The following is an 18,023-nucleotide window of genomic DNA, read 5'->3' as shown; positions in this document are numbered from 1 at the left end:
CCCTCGAAGTGCGAAGACCGTTCAGCTTCGCACCGCCACCCGCGCCGGGATCTGTGGCGCTTGCGATTTCTTTGTGTGTCCGTTTTTGATTCTGAGGTTGTTCCATGCCCGCTCAAAAGTCCGCGAAGCCGCCCAAGTCCGCTCCAGGCACTGCCGCAAAGGCTGTTCCCACCCCTGCTGCCAAAGCAACTGCGAAAGCTCCGGCCAAAAAGCCTGCAGCCGCCGCGCCCGCTCCAGCAGCCAAGAAAGTCAAAACTGTGTCCGTGAAAAGTACCGCCGAGCTGATCAAAGCCGCCGATGAGCTGCTGAAGAAAAAGCCTGCCCGCGCCAAGGCTGTCGCCGCTGCCGCCGACGAAGAAGAAACCCCGAAGAAGCGCCCCGGCCGCCCCGCCAAGGCTGCAGGCACCACCGCCGAAGCCAAGGCCCCCGCCAAGCGTGGCCGCAAGCCCAAGGCTGCTGCCGCCGGTGACGAAGGTGGCGACGACACCGACCTGTCCGACATCGAATCGGACCTGGAAGGCGAAGTCGAGGAGACCCCGGAAGCGGCCGCCACGGTCGAAAAGGTCAAGCCGCTGCGCATGAAGATCAGCAAGGCCAAGGAACGTGCCTTGATGAAGGAATTCGGCCTGGACGAAACCGTCCTGTCCGAAGAAGACATGCAAAAGCGCCGCCAGCGCCTGAAGGCCCTGATCAAGCTGGGCAAGACACGCGGCTACCTCACGCACGTTGAAATCAACGACCACTTGCCCGACAAGCTGGTCGATGCCGAAACCCTCGAAGCCGTCATCACCACCCTGAACGACCTGGGCGTGGCGGTGTACGAGCAGACGCCCGATGCCGAAGCGCTGATCATCACGGACAACGCTCCCGCTGGCGCCACCGAGGAAGAAGCCGAAGAAGCCGCCGAAGCCGCGCTGTCCACCGTGGACTCGGAATTCGGCCGCACCACCGACCCGGTCCGCATGTACATGCGCGAAATGGGCACGGTGGAGCTGCTGACCCGCGAAGGCGAAATCGAAATCGCCAAGCGCATCGAAGGCGGCCTGATGGCCATGATGGAGGCGATCAGCGCATCGCCCGCCACCATCGCCGAAATCCTGAACATGGGCGAGGAAATCCGCGAAGGCAAGGTCGTGATCTCGACCATCGTGGACGGCTTCTCCAACCCCAATGAGGCTGACGACTATGTGGCCGAAGAAGACTTCGACGAATTCGACGAGGCCGATGACGACGACGGCAAGGGCGGCAGCAAGGCGCTGACCAAGAAGCTCGAAGAACTCAAGAAGCAGGCGCTGGAGCGCTTCGACAAGCTGCGCGAGCTGTTCGAAAAAGTGCACAAGGTGTACGACAAGGAAGGCTACGGCACGCCTGCGTACATCAAGGCCCAGCAGGCCCTGTCGGCCGAGCTGATGACCATCCGCTTCACCGCCAAGACCATCGAGAAGCTGTGCGACATGGTGCGCGGCCAGGTGGACGATGTGCGCAAGAAGGAACGCGAACTGCGCCGCATCATCGTGGACAAGTGCGGCATGCCCCAGGAAACCTTCATCAAGGACTTCCCGCCCAACCTGCTGAACCTGCAATGGGTCGAGAAGCAGGCCGCTGCGGGCAAGCCCTGGTCGGCCGTGATTGCGCGCAACATCCCGCCCATCCAGGACCTGCAGCAAAAGCTGATGGACCTGCAGTCGCGCGTGGTTGTGCCGCTGGCCGAGCTCAAAGGCATCAACAAGCGCATGAACGAAGGCGAAGCCACCTCGCGCGATGCCAAGAAGGAAATGATCGAGGCCAACCTGCGCCTCGTGATCTCGATTGCCAAGAAGTACACCAACCGGGGCCTGCAGTTCCTCGACCTGATCCAGGAAGGCAACATTGGCCTGATGAAGGCGGTGGACAAGTTCGAATACCGCCGGGGCTACAAGTTCTCGACCTACGCCACCTGGTGGATTCGCCAGGCCATCACCCGCTCGATCGCCGACCAGGCGCGCACCATTCGTATCCCGGTGCACATGATCGAGACGATCAACAAGATGAACCGCATCAGCCGCCAGCACTTGCAAGAGTTTGGCTTTGAGCCCGATGCGTCCATCCTGGCGGCCAAGATGGAGATCCCCGAGGACAAGATCCGCAAGATCATGAAGATCGCCAAGGAGCCGATCTCCATGGAAACGCCGATCGGGGACGACGACGACAGCCACCTGGGCGACTTCATCGAGGACGGTGCCAACACCGCTCCTATCGAAGCCGCCATGCAGGCCGGCCTGCGCGACGTGGTCAAGGACATCCTGGACGGCCTCACGCCGCGTGAAGCCAAGGTGCTGCGCATGCGTTTCGGTATCGAAATGACCAGCGACCACACCTTGGAAGAAGTGGGCAAGCAGTTCGACGTGACCCGCGAACGCATCCGCCAGATCGAAGCCAAGGCACTGCGCAAGCTCAAGCACCCCAGCCGCTCGGACAAGCTGCGCAGCTTCATCGACTCGCTGTAAGCGCCGTAAGCCTCGCAACCCAGCCTTCGCTGGCCCCAACGCCCTGCCCCGCACCTGCGGCGCAGGGCGTTTTTTTGGGCTTTGCTCAGCGCGGCCCCCACGTTTACCCCCATGCCAGCGACAGCAGACTGACAGCTTGGATGGTGACCATTGCCACACGGCTGAAGGAGACTGCCATGCAGTTCGGCAATCTCCTGTCGCAGTGCGCACAGGCCGACCCAACGATCTGCATCCCCCCCTTTTTTTGCCAAAGACCGTATGACGACCTCCTTCAACCGCCGCCAGATCCTTGCCCGCGCCACCGCCACGGGCGCCATCGGCGCACTAGGTACCTCGTTTGCCACTTCCGCCTGGGCCCAGGCGGCGGCCGCAGGCGCTGCCGCGCGCAGCGCGCCGCCCAAGGCACCCAAGCTGGTGGGCACGCTGCGCATCGTGATCCCCGCCAACCCCGGTGGCGGCTGGGACCAGACTGGCCGCGCGCTGGGCGCAGCGCTGGTGGGCGCGGGCGCGGCCGACCAGGTCGAGTACGAGAACATCGGCGGCAAGGGCGGCACCATTGGCCTCGCCAAGTACGCTGAAAAGTACGGCAACGATGCCAACACCCTCTTCATGGGGGGCATGGTGATGGTGGGCGCCGTGGCGCTGCAAAAACCTGCCGTGGACATGAGCCAGATACAGCCCCTGGCGCGCCTGACCAGTGACTACCTGGTGGCGGCGGTGGCGGCGCAATCGCCCATCAAGACCACCAAGGACCTGGCCGATGCCATGCGCGCAGACCTCAAGGCGGTGCCCGTGGCTGGTGGCTCTGCCGGAGGGGTGGACCATATCTTTGCGGGAGTCTTGGCGCGTGCCACCAAGGCCAACCCGGAAGGGCTGGTCTACAAGCCGTTTCCGGGTGGTGCCGACGTGGTCGAGGCCGTGATGTCTGGCAACGCGGCCGTGGGCCTGTCGGGCTACAGCGAGTTCAGCGACGCGATTGCGGCGGGCAAGCTGCGTGCCATCGGCGTCTCGTCGCGCCGCAGCGCGTTTGGCCTGCCCGCGTTCCGCGAACAGGGGCTGGACGCCGTCATGGCCAACTGGCGCGGCGTGTTCACCGGCAAGGGCGTGGCACCTGCGCGGGCGGCCGAGATGCTGGCCGCCATCGAAGCCGCCACCCACCATGAGTCCTGGACGCGCACGCTCAAGCAGAACCGGTGGGAACCCTCTTGGCTCACGGGCAAGGATTTGGCAGAGTTCATGGAGCTGGACCTCACCACCGCCCGCGTGATGGTCTATTTGCTCAAGCTGAAGGCCTGATCTCACCGCCAGGCCCTCCGGGCCCGCTGCAGAACCTTTGGAGCCTCTGATGAAAATGTCCAACCACTCCATCGGCGCACGCATGGCCACGGCCCTGGGCCTGGTGCTGGCGCTGCTGCTGGGCGCCGCGCTGTTCGGCATCGCCACGCTGTACCGCACGCTGGGCACCTACGACACCACGGTGCTGGAGCGCGTGGCGCAGGAACGCGCCGTGAGCCGCATGGAAAGCGAGTTCAAGACCCAGGTGCTGGAGTGGAAGAACACCCTGCTGCGCGGCGAAGACTCGCGCAAGCGCGAATTGCACTGGAACGCCTTCCAGGCCAGCGAAAAACGCGTGGCCGATGCCGCCAAGGCGCTGGAGCCCCAGCTGACCGACGCGCAGGAAAAGGCCGCGCTGCAAAAGTTCACCCAGGCCCACGCGCAGATGGCGCAGGGTTACCGCAAGGGTTTTGAGGTGTTCCAGTCGCTGGGCTTTGTGCCATCGGCCGGGGATGCCGACGTGGCCGACATTGACCAGGGCCCGGCCAAGCTGCTCACCGAGCTGAGCCAGCAGGTGGCCGCCAGCAGCGCAGCCATTGCCCAGCAGGCGGGGCAAGACGCGCGGCACGCGCTGGTCAGCAGCCTGGTGGCGCTGGCGCTGGTGACCGCACTGGGCGCCTGCGCGGGCTGGCTGCTCACACGGTCGGTGGTGCGGCCGCTGGGTGTGGCGGTGTCGCTGGCCCACAAGGTGGCGGCGGGCGACCTCACCACCAGCATCCGCGTGGAAGGCCGCGACGAGCCCGCCCGGCTGCTCGAAGCCCTGCGCGCCATGCAGGACAACCTGGAGACCGTGGTGGCGGGTGTGCGCAGCAACGCCGAGGGCGTGGCCAGCGCGAGTGCCGAAATAGCCCAGGGCAATGCCGACCTGAGCATGCGCACCGAAGAGCAGGCTTCGTCGCTGGACGAAACCGCTTCGTCCATGCAGCAACTGCAGGCCACGGTGCAGCAGAACGCCTCGAACGCGCAACGTGCCAACGAACTGGCCAAGAGCGGCGCCACCGTGGCACAGCGCGGCGGCGATGTGGTGACGCAGATGGTGGAGGTGGTGCAGGGCATCCAGGAGAGTTCGCGCCGCATTGCCGACATCATTGGCGTGATCGACGGGATTGCGTTCCAGACCAACATCCTGGCGCTGAATGCTGCCGTAGAGGCCGCGCGCGCAGGCGAACAAGGCCGGGGTTTTGCCGTGGTGGCCAGCGAGGTGCGCAACCTGGCCACGCGCAGCGCCGGGGCGGCGCGCGAGATCAAGGCGCTGATCCAGACCAGCGTGGAACGTGTGCAGGCGGGCTCGGACCTGGCGCGGGATGCGGGCACCACCATGACCGAGGTCGTGGCGTCCATCCGCGAGGTGAGCAGCCTGATGGAAGAAATCAGCCAGGCCAGCGCCGCGCAGACCTCGGACATGCAGCGCGTGACACAAGCCATCGTGCGCATGGACGATGTGACGCAGCAGAACGCCGCCCTGGTGGAAGAAAGCGCCGCCGCCGCAGGCAGCCTGAGCGGCCAGGCCCGCCAGTTGGTGGATGCCGTGGCGGTGTTCCGCCTGCGGCACCAGTCACATCAGCAGCATCCGCAGCGCTCTCCGCAACACCACCAGCATCACGCGTTGCCCGCACCACAAGCCTGACGCAGATTACTATCAAAACAATAGCTCAAAAGGCTTACCCATAGCGCGGTAACGGCCTAAAAAGCTTCAAATCTTTGCTTCAAAGCGGCGTGGCAAATGGTCGGGCGGCCTGCCAGGCCATGCCCTGCCCCACCCGCCGCCCGGCCCGCCATCAGTCAGTCAATCTTCACGTGGGCGTTCTTCACCACCTGCGCCATGCGCGCGGCTTCGGTGCGGAAGAAGGCGGCGGCGGGTTCGGGCGGCGTGAGCTTGATCTCGTAGCCCTGGGCAAGCAGTGCATCACGCGCCTCGGGCATCTCCATGGCGGCCTTGAAGCCGTTGTACAGCCGGGCCAGCTCGGCCTTGGGCAGGCCCGCAGGCGCCACGGGGGCGATCCAGCCATCCAGTTCGTAGCCCGGCAGGCCCTGTTCGGCAATGGTCGGCACCCCGGGCAGCAGGGGCACGCGGCTGGCCGTGGTCACCCCCAGGGCGCGCAGCGCGCCCGACTTGATGTGCGCCGCAGCGGGCGCCACCGCCACCACCCCCAGCTGCACCTGCCCGCCCAGGATGTCGTTCATCAGCGGGCCCATGCCCCGGTAGGGGATGTGCTTGATGTCGAGCTGCGCCTGGTCCACAAACATGGCCGCGCCCAGGTGCAGGATGGTGCCGTTGCCGGATGACCCGTAGTTGAGCACGCCGGGTTTGGACTTGGCCAGCGCGACCAGCTCCTGCACCGTCTTGGCGGGCACCGAGGGGTGGGCCACCAGCACAAAGGGCGTGGCGCCAATGATGGTGATGGGCGTGATGTCGGCCAGCGAATCGAACGGGATGTTCTTGTACACGCTAGGGTTGACCACATGGTTGTTGGACACCACGCCGATCACCGAGCCGTCCTTCGGCGCCCGCACGATTTGCGTGGTGCCGGTGATGCCACCCGCGCCCGGCAGGTTTTCGATGACCACCGGCTGGCCCAGCGCCTTGGCCAGGCTGGTGCTGATGGCGCGGATGGCGCCGTCCGCCCCCGAGCCCGCCGACAGCGGCAGGATCACGCGCAGCGGTTTGCCGTCACCCTGGGCGCGAGCCAAGCGGGGCAGGCCCCAGGCCGCAGCCCCCAGCACGGCGGCGCCGGTGGCCAGGGCCTGGCGACGCGTGGGCAGGCCGTGCGTGGCGGGCGCGATGCGGGGCAAGTCAAAGGCAGGGGTGGGCTGGGGCACGGTTGTCTCCGGTAGTAGGTTTGGAATCCGGGGCCTGCGGTCTGCGCCGCGTGATGAGCCCCCGGTCGTCAAGGAAAAATCAGGCAATGGCCCCGCTGGCCTGCAACGCGGCCACGTCATCGGCCGTGTAGCCCAGGCCCTGCAGCAGCTCGGCGGTGTGCTGGCCCAGGCGTGGCGGGTCACGGCGCACATCCAGGCGCTGGCCGTCCATGCGCAGGGGCATCAGCGTGATCTGCGCAGTCTGCCCGGCGCGCTCACCGTCGGGCAGCGTGATGTCGGCCAGGCCACCGGTGGCTTGCAGGTGCGGGTCGTCAAACAGTTCTTCGGGTCGGCGGATGGGTGCAAACGGCAGGCCGTGGCGCTCGAAGATCGCGGCCAGCTCATCGGCCGTGTGCTGCGCCAGCCGCTCGCGCAGCACGGGCATCAGCGTGGGACGGGCGCGCACGCGGTCGTTGTTGGTGGCGAGGCCCGTGTCGGCCTTCAGGTCGGCATAGCCCATGGCGTCGCAGAAGGTCTGCCACTGCGCATCGCTCACGGCGGCCAAAAAGATCTGCCCGCCGTCCTTCACGCTGAACACGTCGTACACGGCCCAGGACGAAATGCGGTCGGGCATGGGGGCCGCCGGTTTGCCGGTGACGGCGTACTGCATCATGTGCTGGCCGACCAGGAACACGTTGTTCTCGAACAGGGCCGAGTCCACCTCCTGCCCGCGCCCGGTGACGCCGCGCTGCATCAGCGCCGCCATCGCACCGATCGCGCCGAACATGCCGCCCATGATGTCGTTCACGCTGCTGCCCGCGCGCAGCGGGTCGCCAGGGCGGCCGGTCATGTAGGCCAGGCCGCCCATCATCTGCACCACCTCATCGAGCGCCGTGCGGTGCTCGTACGGGCCGGGCAAGAAGCCGGTGTGGTTGACGTAGATGAGGCGCGGGTTGACCTCGCTCAGCGCGGCATAGTCCAGGCCGTACTTGGTCATCACGCCCGGCTTGAAGTTTTGCGCCACCACGTCGGCGGATGCTGCCAGCTTGCGCGCCACTGCCAGGCCCTCGGGGCTGCGCAGGTCGATGGCAATGCTCTTCTTGTTGCGGTTGAACATGGGGAAGAAGCCCGCGCCTGCGCCCAGCAGGTGGCGCGTGCGGTCGCCTTCCACGGGCTCGACCTTGATGACCTCGGCGCCCAGGTCGGCCAGTACCATGCCGCAGGTGGGGCCCATGACCATGTGGGTGAACTCGACTACGCGCAGGCCTTCGAGGGGCAGGCGGGGGGACAAGGGGGTGGCGGGTGTGTCGTCGTTCATGTTCAGGGCGTTCCGAAAAGGGGTTCAGGCCGTTGCTGCCAAGCGCAGCGCGGCGGGTGCGGCATTCTGCGGCAGCCCGGCCTGCCACAGCGTGCCATGCAGGGTCTCGCCCGACAACCAGCCGGCCACGCGCTGGCGCAGCGCGAGCAGCGCGGTCACGTCGATACCAGTGGCAACGCCCATGCGCTCCAGCATGAACACGAGGTCTTCGGTGGTGACATTGCCGCTGGCGCCCGGCGCGTGCGGGCAGCCGCCAATGCCCGCCAGGCAGGCATCAAAGCGCGTGATGCCTGCCTGCCAGGCGGCATACACATTGGCCAGGCCCATGCCGCGCGTGTCGTGGAAGTGCGCGCAGGCCAGGCGGTCGCCCACCAGGGCGCGGGCCTTTTCAAACAGCCGGGCGACCGAGGCCGGGTCGGCATAGCCCACTGTGTCGGCCAGACTCACGCGGTCGGCCCCCGCATCCAGCAAGGCCACCATCAGGCGCAGCACTTCGCTCTCAGCCACCTCGCCCTGCAGGGTGCAACCAAATGCCGTGCCCACGCCACCTTCGATCAATGTGCGGCTGCCACTGGCGTCGCGCAGCGCACGGATGCGGGCCACCTCGGCAACCACCTCGTCGGGGGTCTTGCGCAGGTTGGCCAGGCTGTGGGCGTGGCTGGCAGACAAGGGCACCACCATCAGGTCGGCGCCGCACTCCAGCGCGCGCTCGGCGCCCTTAAAGTTGGGCACCAGCACCGAGGCCACCAGGCCGGGCAACGTTTTGGCGTGGGACAGCACTTCGGCCGTGTCGGCCAGCTGGGGCAGCAGGCGGGCGGGCACGAAGGAGCCCACCTCGATCTCGCGCTGGCCGGCGGCGTAGGCAGCGTTGATCCATTCAATCTTGTGCGCGGTGGGCACCACCGTGGCGATGCTTTGCAGGCCGTCGCGCAGGCCGACTTCGCGGACGGTGGCGCGGGCCGCCGGGGGCTGCAGGTCGGACGGGATCGGGGAGGTGCGCACGGGATGTCTCTTTCGGGTGGGTCTGGGCAAGATTCTAAAAATTCCCGAATGAATCAGAAAATACATCTCGGAAGCCATAACATTCCCAAACGAAACATCACAACACTTGGAGGTTTGCCGTGCGCGAACTGGATCTGCAGACCCTGCGCCTCTTTGCCGCCGTGTGCGAGCAGCGCAGCATCGCGCGTGTGGCCGAGCAGGAGTCCATCGTGGGCTCGGCCATCAGCAAGCGGCTGGCGCAGCTGGAAGACACCGTGGGCACGCCACTGCTGCTGCGCAAACGGCGGGGCGTGGTGCCCACCCCGGCGGGCGAGACGCTGCTGGAGCATGCCCGCACCATGCTGGCCAGCGTGGGGCAGATCGAGCGCGACATGGCGGCCTACGCCACCGGCACGCGCGGCCATGTGCGCATGCTGGTCACGGCCTCGGTCATGGCCGAGTCGCTGGCCGACGATGTGGCGGCCTTTCTGCAGGACCCTGCACACCGCAACATCCAGATCAGCCTGGAGGAGCGCGTGAGCCCGGACGTGGTGCAAGGCGTGCGCGACGGCAGCGCGTCCATCGGCATCTGCTGGGACGCGGCCGACCTGTCGGGCCTGGAAACCAGCGCCTACCGCAGCGACCACCTGGCTGTGGTAGCACACGAGTCGCACCCCGTGGCGCAGTTGCAGAGCGTGCGGTTTGCCGATGTGCTGGAGCACGAATTCGTGAGCATGCCCGCGCTGAGCGCGGTACAGGTGCTGCTGGCGCGCGCCGCCGCAGTGGAAGGAAAAATGCTGGCCCACCGGGTGCTGGTGTCCAACTTTGACGCCGCCCTGCGGGTGGTACGCGCCAACCTCGCCATCAGCGTGGTGCCGCGCGAGGTGGCCCAGCCGTTTGCCCAGTTGGCACCGGTGCGCATCGTCCCGCTGAGCGACCCCTGGGCCCGGCGGCGCTTTGCCATCTGCTACCGCAGCGCCAGCGCCCTGCCCCCGGCGGCGCAGTTGCTGGTGGGGTATTTGGCGCGGCAGGGGCATCTGCTCCCGGCCCCCTGATCCGTGGCCGGTGCGCAACATTTTGCTGGCGAATGGCCCAAATTTCCCCTTCAGCGCATATGTGACGTGCATTCTGAGCTACCAAACTTGTAGCAAAACGGGTTCCGCGCTATAGTTTCAGCACATCACGGGCCCGGCAACCGTCCGCCCGATCCGAATCGAGATCCAACACTTGCGCGAGGAGAAGCGTCCATGAGCTCCAAAGAAAATGTCGCCATCAACCAACTGTTCGAGCGGCTTGAATGCCGCTACGCACTGCGCGTGCTGTGGGCCCTGAAGGACGGCCACCCCCAGACCTTCCGCCTGCTGCAGGACAGCGTGGGCGGCATCACCCCCAACACGCTCAACACCCGCATCAAGGAACTGCGCGAGGCCGGTTTTGTGGACCATGGCAGCGACGGCTACACCGTCACCCCCTCGGGCGCCGACCTGCTCAAGCGCCTGTCGGACGTGCAGGCCTTCGCCACCCGCTGGGTGGCAGGCCGGGCCAAGAAGGCCTGAGCCCCCGGCCCTGCACAGGGCATTCGCTAAAATAGCACTCTAAATAGCTTCTAGCGCGCGATGAGCAAGCGCTAGAAGCTATATTTTTAATAGCATTCAAGGAACCTCCACCATGGCACTGACCACCACCGCATCCGGCCTGCAGTACGAAGACACCACCGTGGGCGAAGGCGCCGAAGCCACCAAGGGCCAGACCGTGTCGGTGCACTACACCGGCTGGCTGTACAACAACGGCGAACAAGGCGCCAAGTTCGACTCCAGCCGCGACCGCAACGACCCCTTTGAATTTGCACTGGGCGCGGGCATGGTCATCAAGGGCTGGGACGAAGGCGTGCAAGGCATGAGGATCGGCGGCAAGCGCACCCTGATCATCCCCGCCGCCCTGGGCTACGGCGCCCGTGGCGCAGGCGGCGTGATCCCCCCGAACGCCACACTCAAGTTCGACGTGGAACTGCTCAAGGTCGGCCGCTGATCGCGGGCCCCTCGGGCTACAAAAAAACCAAAGCGGCCTGCGGGCCGCTTTTTTGTTTTCTGCGAACCGCACTCGCCGCCCTCCAAAACAGGGAAAACAGGCGAAACGGGCAAAGGCGCAGTGTGTGCGAAGGGCTCAGTCAAACAGCGCGTGGTCCAGCCGTTCGAACTTGTCGTCGCCCACGGCCTCGCGGATCTTGGGGGCCAGCGCCGCCAGATCGTCAAAGCTGCCCGCCCCTTCCACTGCCAGGTTCAGGCGAAACCCGCGCAGCCCCAGGCCTGCCGTCAGCTCCGTCGCAATGGGGTAAGCGGCCTGGTAACGCTCCTTGGGCGAGCGCCCCGAGCCCTCCACGGGCGAGGCAATGGTGCCCAGATCGGTGCCCAGGGCCTCCAGGGCATCGGCAGCGTCCGCAAGCGCCGATGCCGGGCCACCCGCCTGGGCAAACACCGGCAGGGGCTGGCCCGACAACGGGGCCAGCAGCCCCTGGGCAATCATGGTCTGGACATCGTCCTGCGTAATGCCCATGGCCGCCGTGGCCGCCAGGACTTCGCCCATGCTGCGTTTGCCGTCAAACAGGATGAATGCCGAACGCTGGCGCGAACTCAAACTGCCACGGCGATCCTTGAGTGCCTCTTGCCCGGCCTGGGTTTTGACGAGAACCATGCCTCTCCTAGGGAATGAATACGGTGGCAGCTAAGGCCAGACGGTTGCACTGGCCGATAGGCCACGCTGTGCAGCCCAGAATCCCATGTTTTGAAACCTATGGAAATCGGGGTTTACACATAAATACACCCGATCCCTGCCCGGCGGGGGCCTACATTTCCGAGCGGACGGGCGGCAGCGCCGGGGCTGGCCGTGTCATCCAGCTCAGCACCACCGTGACCAACAGCCCGCAGGGCACGCCAAACACACCGGCAGAGATAGGCTGGATGCCAAACCAGAGCCCATCGGCCAGCAGCCAACGGGGCAACACGCCCTGCACGGCAGGCACATGCGACAGCATGTAGTAAACCGCGATGCCCAGCCCGGTGAGCATGCCCGCCACCGCCCCCTGCCGCGTGGTGCCGCGCCAGAAAATGCCCAGCACCATGGCAGGCACAAAGGCCGATGCGGCCAGCGAGAACGACGCCGACACCATGGGCAGGATCTCGGAAGGCTTGAGCGCCGCAACAAAAGCGGCCGACAGGGCCACCGCCAGCAGCGCAAACTTGCTCAGGATCACCCGCTGCTCGGGCGAGGCCTTGCGCTGCGAGTCCTGAAAGTACAGGTCGCGCACCAGCGCATTGCTGATGGTGAGCAACAAGCCATCCGCCGTCGAGAGCGCCGCCGCCAGCCCACCCGCCGCCACCAGGCCCGACACCACATATGGCAGGCCGCCCAGCTCGGGCGTGGCCAGCATGATGAGGTCGGCCCCGAGGCGGATCTCGCCAAACTGGATCAGGCCGTCGCCATTCACGTCTTCCAGCGACAGGAGCGAGCTGTCCACCCGCGACCACTGGGCCATCCAGGTAGGCAACGCTTCGAAGCTGCTGCCCACCAGGTTCTGCATCACCTCGAACTTGACCAGCACCGCCAGCGCCGGGGCGCTGAGGTACAGCAGCGCAATAAAAAACAGCGACCACCCCACCGATGCACGTGCCGCCGACACCGAGGGCGAGGTGTAGAACCGGGTGAGCAGGTGCGGCAGCCCCGCCGTGCCCACCATCAGGCAGAACATGAGCGCCAGAAAGTTGCGGCGCGTCAGTTCGTAGTCGCGCTGCTCTTCTGGCGTGCCATCGGGGTCGCCCACATAGGCCTGGCTGTGGGGCGGCAGCCCGCCCAGGGGGCGTGCGCGCTCGTAGTTCTCGCGCATTTCGCGGGTCCAGCGCTCGCGCGCGGCATTGGCATCGCGTGGCAGTGCGGCCAGCTCGCGGCTTGCGGCCACGATCAGGCCCACGTCGGCGTTCTGCGCGCGCAGCGCCCGGATGCGCTCGCGCCCCTTCTCGCGCTCGTGCGCCAGCGAGGCCTCCACGTTCTGCAGACGCGCCTCAAAATCCTTGGCGCGCTGCAGGTAGGCCTGCACCACCTGGTGCTCGGCCGGGGAGTCCAGCAGCTGCGCCTCCAGGTCGGCGATCTTGCCGATCTGCGCCCCGTAGACCAGTGGCGCCAGCGGGTTGCCCAGCTGCTTGTAGGCCAGCCACGACACCGGAATCATGAACGCCAGCAGCAGCACCACGTATTGCGCCACCTGCGTCCAGGTAATGGCCCGCATGCCGCCCAGGAACGAACACAGCAGCACCCCACCCAGGCCCAGCATGATGCCGATCTCGAACTGCACACCCGTGAGGCGCGAGGCGATCAGCCCCACGCCATAGATCTGCGCCACCACATAGGTGAACGAGCACAGCACCGCCGCCAGCGCGGCAATCACGCGCGGCCAGCGGCCACCAAAACGCACATGGAAAAAATCGGGCACGGTGTACAGCCCCATGGCACGCAGATGCGGCGCAATCAGCATGGCCACCAGACAGAAGCCGCCCGTCCAGCCCAGCAGATAGGCCAGCCCCCCCGCCTGCCCCGGCGTGCCCGAAAAGCCCTGCAGATACAGAGCACCCGACAGGCTGATAAACGAGGCCGCACTCATCCAGTCGGCAGCCGTGGCCATGCCGTTGTACATGGGCGGAATGCGCCGCCCGGCCACGTAGTAGTCCTCGGGGTCCGTCGTGCGGCCATACACGCCAATACCGGCGTAGACCATCACGGTGAGGAACAGAAAGATCGGGCCGATCCAGTGGCGCGACAGGCCCTGGTGCTCGGCCCAGGTCATCAGCGCCAGAAAACCCAATACCCCCGCCACATACAGCGCCAGGATGCGATGCAGCCGCCACAGGTAGGCGCGGTCACCATCCACAGGGCCTCCTGGCTTGCGCTCAGCCATGGGGGCGGTCGGGGGCCTGTGCAGAAGACAGTGGCGGGGCCTCGCGGTCTGCCAGGTCCTCCCGCTCAAAACGGTTCATGGCCCAGCCATAGGCCACCACGATGCCGATGAACACCAGCACGGCACCTTGGGCCGCGATCCAGTAACCCAGTGGCCACCCACCAAACACCAGCACCTGCAGGTCGCGGGCGAAATAGGTGGCACCGAACGACACCAGGGCCCACAGCAACAAGAGCCCCGCCTTGAGCTTGATGTGGCGCACGTCATGCAAGTCGGGCGGGAAAGGCCCCGCCATCTCCGGCTCGCTCGGGCGGGGGTTGGGCTGCTGAGAACGCATCATGGGCATGTCACGACCACACCGTGGTCAGATCACAAACACATCACGAACTCTGGCGCGAGCGATGTGGCGGCCCATGGCGGTGCAGCAGCCCTTTGCGTCAGCCTGCAGCCAGTTGCTGCCAGGTGGCGATCACGCTGTCGGGGTTGAGCGAGATCGACGAGATGCCTTCCTTGGCCAGCCACTGCGCAAAGTCAGGGTGGTCGCTGGGGCCCTGGCCGCAGATGCCGATGTACTTGCCCTGCGCCAGGCAGGCCTTGATGGCCTGGTGGATCAGCGCCTCGACAGCCGGGTCGCGTTCGTCAAAGTCCTGCGCCAGCAGCTCGAGGCCCGAGTCACGGTCCAGACCCAGGGTGAGCTGAGTCAGGTCGTTGGAGCCGATGGAGAAGCCGTCGAAGAACTCCAGGAAGCGCTCGGCCAGGATGGCATTGCTGGGCACCTCGCACATCATGATGACCTTGAGGTCGTCCTTGCCACGCTGCAGGCCGTGGGTGGCCAGCAGCTTGGTCACGCGTTCGGCCTGGCCCAGCGTGCGCACAAAGGGCACCATCACCTGCACATTGGTCAGGCCCATGTCGTTGCGCACGCGCTTGAGCGCTTCGCATTCCATCGCAAAGGCTTCGCCGAAGTCCTCGCTGATGTAGCGGGCGGCGCCACGGAAGCCGAGCATCGGGTTTTCTTCCTCGGGCTCGTAGCGGCTGCCGCCGATGAGCTTGCGGTATTCGTTGGACTTGAAGTCCGACAGGCGCACGATGACGGGCTTGGGCCAGAAGGCGGCGGCAATGGTGGCCACGCCTTCGGCCACCTTGTCCACGTAGAACGCGCGGGGGGACGCATGGCCACGGGCCACGGACTCCACGGCCTTCTTCAGGTCGGCGTCGATCTGGGGGTAATCCAGGATCGCCTTGGGGTGCACGCCGATGTTGTTGTTGATGATGAATTCCAGGCGGGCCAGGCCCACGCCCGCGTTGGGCAGCTGGGCAAAGTCAAACGCCAGCTGGGGGTTGCCCACGTTCATCATGATCTTGGTCTTGATGGGAGGCATCTCGCCGCGCTGCACTTCGGTCACTTCGGTTTCGAGCAGGCCGTCGTAGATCTTGCCCGTGTCGCCCTCGGAGCAGCTCACCGTGACCAGCGTGCCATCCTTCAGCCGCTCCGTCGCGTCACCACAGCCCACCACGGCCGGAATGCCCAGCTCGCGCGCAATGATGGCGGCGTGGCAAGTGCGGCCGCCCCGGTTGGTGACGATGGCGCTGGCGCGCTTCATCACGGGCTCCCAGTTGGGATCGGTCATGTCGGTCACCAGCACATCGCCGGGCTGGACCTTGTCCATCTCGGAAATGTTGTGCACCAGGCGCACGGGGCCGGTGCCAATCTTCTGGCCAATCGCACGGCCTTCGGCCAACACGGTGCCGTGGCCCTTGAGCTTGTAGCGCAGCTCTGCCTGGCCCTTGGCCTGGCTCTTCACGGTCTCGGGGCGGGCTTGCAGGATGTAGAGCTGGCCGTCAGTGCCGTCCTTGCCCCACTCGATGTCCATGGGGCGGCCGTAGTGCTGCTCGATCACCAGCGCGTAGCGGGCCAGTTGTTCCACATCGGCATCGGTCAGCGAGTAGCGGTTGCGCTGCTCGGTGGGCACGTCCACGGTCTTGACCAGCTTGCCGCTGGCGGCTTTTTCTTCCGGCGTGGAGAACACCATCTGGATCAGCTTGCTGCCCAGGTTGCGGCGTATCAGCGCCTTTTTGCCCGCCTTGAGCATGGGCTTGTGCACGTAGAACTCGTCGGGGTTCACGGCGCCCTGCACCACCGTCTCGCCCAGGCCGTAGCTGCTGGTGATGAAGACCACGTCTTCAAAGCCGGATTCGGTGTCGATGGTGAACATCACGCCTGCCGCGCCCAGGTCAGAGCGCACCATGCGCTGCACACCCGCCGACAGGGCCACCACGTCGTGCTCGAAACCCTTGTGCACGCGGTAGGAGATGGCGCGGTCGTTGTACAGCGACGCGAACACTTCCTTCATCTTGTGCATGACTTCGTCGATGCCCACCACGTTCAGGAAGGTTTCCTGCTGGCCGGCAAAGGATGCGTCGGGCAGATCCTCGGCCGTGGCGGACGAGCGCACGGCAAACGAGGCATTGGGGTTGCCCGCGCTCAGCTTGGCAAATTCGTCGGCAATGGCCTTTTGCAGATCGGCCGGGAAAGGCTGGGCCTCAACCATGGCGCGGATCTCGGCGCCGACCTGGGCCAGCGCACGCACGTCCTCGGTGTCCAGGCTCTTGAGCTTGGCGCTGATCTTGTCGGCCAGGCCGTCGTAGGCCAGGAATTCGCGGAACGCGTGGGCGGTGGTGGCAAAGCCCGTGGGCACGCGCACGCCCTGCGGCAGCTGGGAGATCATCTCGCCGAGGCTGGCGTTTTTACCGCCTACCGCCTCGACATCGGTCATTCTCAGGTTTTCAAACGGTACGACCAGGGCGGTCGGGCTGAAAAGTGCAGACATGGGAAAGCTCCAGAAGTTGAAACCGGGTCTGCATGCCGGGCCCTGGATGGCTCCTGGCAGGCGGCCATGCACGGCCTGAGGCTTTGTCGTTGTGGTTGTAGGCCGACGGTGTGCATGGTGAGAATCAGATAATTGTGACAATTGTAGGCCCGAGCTTCTGGCAACGGGCTGACGCTTTCACGCGACTCGCGCAAATCGGGCCATCGCCACGTCTTTGTGGTGGCCACCCCGCTGGCGCAAACCGCATCCAAAAAAAGGGGCCCCATGCACTCGCGCACCGTATTTTTTGTCTCTGACGGCACCGGCATCACCGCCGAAACCTTCGGCAACGCCATCCTGGCACAGTTCGAAATGAAGCCGCGCCATGTGCGCCTGCCCTTCATCGACACCGTGGACAAGGCCCACCAGGCCGTGCGGCAGATCAACCACACCGGCGAGGTCGAGGGCAAAAAGCCCGTGGTTTTCACCACCCTGGTCAATATGGAGGTGCTCAAGGTCATTCAGGAAGGCTGCAAGGGCATGCTGCTGGACATGTTCGGCACCTTCGTCCACCCGCTGGAGGAAGAGCTGGGCATCAAGTCGCACCACCGCGTGGGCCGCTTCAGTGACGTGAGCCGCAGCAAGGAGTACACCGACCGCATCGAAGCCATCAACTTCAGCCTGGCCCACGACGACGGCCAGAGCAACCGCGACCTGGCCGGTGCCGACGTGATCCTGGTGGGCGTGAGCCGCAGCGGCAAAACGCCCACCAGCCTGTACCTGGCCATGCAATGTGGCCTGAAAGCCGCCAACTACCCGCTGATCCCCGAGGACTTCGAACGCCGCCAGCTGCCCCCGGCCCTGGTGCCGTTCCGCAGCAAGATCTTTGGCCTGACCATCAGCCCCGACCGCCTGGCCGAGATCCGCGCCGAGCGCCGCCCCAACTCCCGCTACGCCAGCATCGAAAACTGCCGCATGGAAGTCTCCGAAGCCGAGGCCATGATGCGCCGCGCGGGCATCCGCTGGTTGTCCACCACCACCAAGTCGATCGAAGAGATTGCGACGACCATCCTGCAGGAGATCCGGCCGGAGAAGCTGGTGTATTGAGCGGCAACCGCCCTCCACACGATGCTGCGCTTCGCATGAACAGAATTTCATTCGCCGATTTCGATGCCTGGACAACACGCCAAGCGCGGCTGATCCAGGAAAACGCCTTTTTCGACGCCGCCCACGCCTTTGAGGACGAGGGGGTGATGTTTCACCAAGGCGATCTGGTGGTGGACGAGCTGATGGTTGCGCCGGTCACCGTCATCGACGGCAACGTGTCCGCACGCAAGATTGGCTACCCC

Annotated in this window: 15 protein-coding genes; 8 read left to right on the top strand and 7 right to left on the bottom strand. The window is 65.9% G+C overall.

Going from position 1 to position 18,023, the window contains the following annotated elements:
• Positions 1-104: 104 nt before the first annotated feature.
• The 3 genes from rpoD to AC07Z7_RS13255 all read left to right on the top strand — a co-directional run bounded on the left by rpoD (position 105) and on the right by AC07Z7_RS13255 (position 5,448).
• Positions 105-2,486, top strand: coding sequence for an RNA polymerase sigma factor RpoD (gene rpoD, locus AC07Z7_RS13265; RefSeq protein WP_094291760.1), 2,382 nt, complete (start codon positions 105-107; stop codon positions 2,484-2,486).
• A 258-nt stretch (positions 2,487-2,744) separates the two neighbouring features.
• Positions 2,745-3,782: a Bug family tripartite tricarboxylate transporter substrate binding protein gene (locus AC07Z7_RS13260; RefSeq protein ID WP_252660902.1), complete on the top strand. Its 1,038-nt coding sequence runs from the start codon at positions 2,745-2,747 to the stop codon at positions 3,780-3,782.
• Positions 3,783-3,831: 49 nt separating this feature from the next.
• Positions 3,832-5,448, top strand: coding sequence for a methyl-accepting chemotaxis protein (locus AC07Z7_RS13255; RefSeq protein ID WP_494766492.1), 1,617 nt, complete (start codon positions 3,832-3,834; stop codon positions 5,446-5,448).
• Positions 5,449-5,603: 155 nt separating this feature from the next.
• Here the strand turns inward: AC07Z7_RS13255 and AC07Z7_RS13250 are convergent, their stop codons facing one another.
• The 3 genes from AC07Z7_RS13250 to AC07Z7_RS13240 all read right to left on the bottom strand — a co-directional run bounded on the left by AC07Z7_RS13250 (position 5,604) and on the right by AC07Z7_RS13240 (position 8,940).
• Complete coding sequence (locus AC07Z7_RS13250) at positions 5,604-6,614, bottom strand: Bug family tripartite tricarboxylate transporter substrate binding protein (protein WP_494766524.1); 1,011 nt, start codon at positions 6,612-6,614, stop codon at positions 5,604-5,606.
• Between the two features lie 106 nt (positions 6,615-6,720).
• Positions 6,721-7,938 (bottom strand): CaiB/BaiF CoA transferase family protein, encoded by a 1,218-nt coding sequence (locus AC07Z7_RS13245; RefSeq protein ID WP_494766491.1) that lies wholly within the window; start codon positions 7,936-7,938, stop codon positions 6,721-6,723.
• A gap of 24 nt (positions 7,939-7,962) precedes the next feature.
• On the bottom strand, positions 7,963-8,940 hold the full coding sequence (locus AC07Z7_RS13240) for a hydroxymethylglutaryl-CoA lyase (protein ID WP_494766490.1): 978 nt from the start codon (positions 8,938-8,940) through the stop codon (positions 7,963-7,965).
• Positions 8,941-9,059: 119 nt separating this feature from the next.
• Here AC07Z7_RS13240 and AC07Z7_RS13235 point away from each other — a divergent pair, with 119 nt between their 5' ends.
• The 3 genes from AC07Z7_RS13235 to AC07Z7_RS13225 all read left to right on the top strand — a co-directional run bounded on the left by AC07Z7_RS13235 (position 9,060) and on the right by AC07Z7_RS13225 (position 10,947).
• On the top strand, positions 9,060-9,974 hold the full coding sequence (locus AC07Z7_RS13235; RefSeq protein ID WP_494766489.1) for a LysR family transcriptional regulator: 915 nt from the start codon (positions 9,060-9,062) through the stop codon (positions 9,972-9,974).
• A gap of 192 nt (positions 9,975-10,166) precedes the next feature.
• Positions 10,167-10,475, top strand: a complete 309-nt coding sequence (locus AC07Z7_RS13230) for a winged helix-turn-helix transcriptional regulator (RefSeq protein WP_063462008.1) — start codon at positions 10,167-10,169, stop codon at positions 10,473-10,475.
• Between the two features lie 112 nt (positions 10,476-10,587).
• Positions 10,588-10,947: an FKBP-type peptidyl-prolyl cis-trans isomerase gene (locus AC07Z7_RS13225; protein ID WP_494766488.1), complete on the top strand. Its 360-nt coding sequence runs from the start codon at positions 10,588-10,590 to the stop codon at positions 10,945-10,947.
• Between the two features lie 135 nt (positions 10,948-11,082).
• On the opposite strand, the gene AC07Z7_RS13220 is transcribed toward AC07Z7_RS13225, so the two are convergent.
• From AC07Z7_RS13220 to ppsA, 4 genes are all read right to left on the bottom strand, one after another.
• A complete protein-coding gene (locus AC07Z7_RS13220; RefSeq protein WP_494766487.1) occupies positions 11,083-11,610 on the bottom strand; it encodes a hypothetical protein in 528 nt (175 codons plus the stop codon).
• Positions 11,611-11,761: 151 nt separating this feature from the next.
• Positions 11,762-13,864 carry a VC_2705 family sodium/solute symporter gene (locus tag AC07Z7_RS13215; RefSeq protein WP_494766486.1) on the bottom strand — a complete coding sequence of 701 codons (2,103 nt, stop codon included), beginning with the start codon at positions 13,862-13,864 and terminating at the stop codon, positions 11,762-11,764.
• On the bottom strand, positions 13,857-14,201 hold the full coding sequence (locus tag AC07Z7_RS13210) for a DUF4212 domain-containing protein (RefSeq protein WP_094291800.1): 345 nt from the start codon (positions 14,199-14,201) through the stop codon (positions 13,857-13,859). Before AC07Z7_RS13210 ends, AC07Z7_RS13215 begins: the two co-directional genes overlap by 8 nt.
• Before the next feature lie 100 nt (positions 14,202-14,301).
• Complete coding sequence (gene ppsA / locus AC07Z7_RS13205) at positions 14,302-16,695, bottom strand: phosphoenolpyruvate synthase (RefSeq protein WP_494766485.1); 2,394 nt, start codon at positions 16,693-16,695, stop codon at positions 14,302-14,304.
• 264 nt (positions 16,696-16,959) lie between these two features.
• Between ppsA and ppsR the strand changes: the two genes are divergently transcribed.
• On the top strand, positions 16,960-17,781 hold the full coding sequence (gene ppsR, locus AC07Z7_RS13200) for a posphoenolpyruvate synthetase regulatory kinase/phosphorylase PpsR (protein ID WP_094291799.1): 822 nt from the start codon (positions 16,960-16,962) through the stop codon (positions 17,779-17,781).
• A gap of 35 nt (positions 17,782-17,816) precedes the next feature.
• Positions 17,817-18,023: hypothetical protein (locus tag AC07Z7_RS13195; protein ID WP_494766484.1), on the top strand; the 207-nt coding region annotated here is incomplete at its 3' end.

It is taken from the genome of Acidovorax sp. GW101-11A03 (assembly GCF_059424825.1).
Note: the sequence above shows the minus strand (reverse complement) of the source record. Positions and strands in the feature narration are given on the sequence as shown.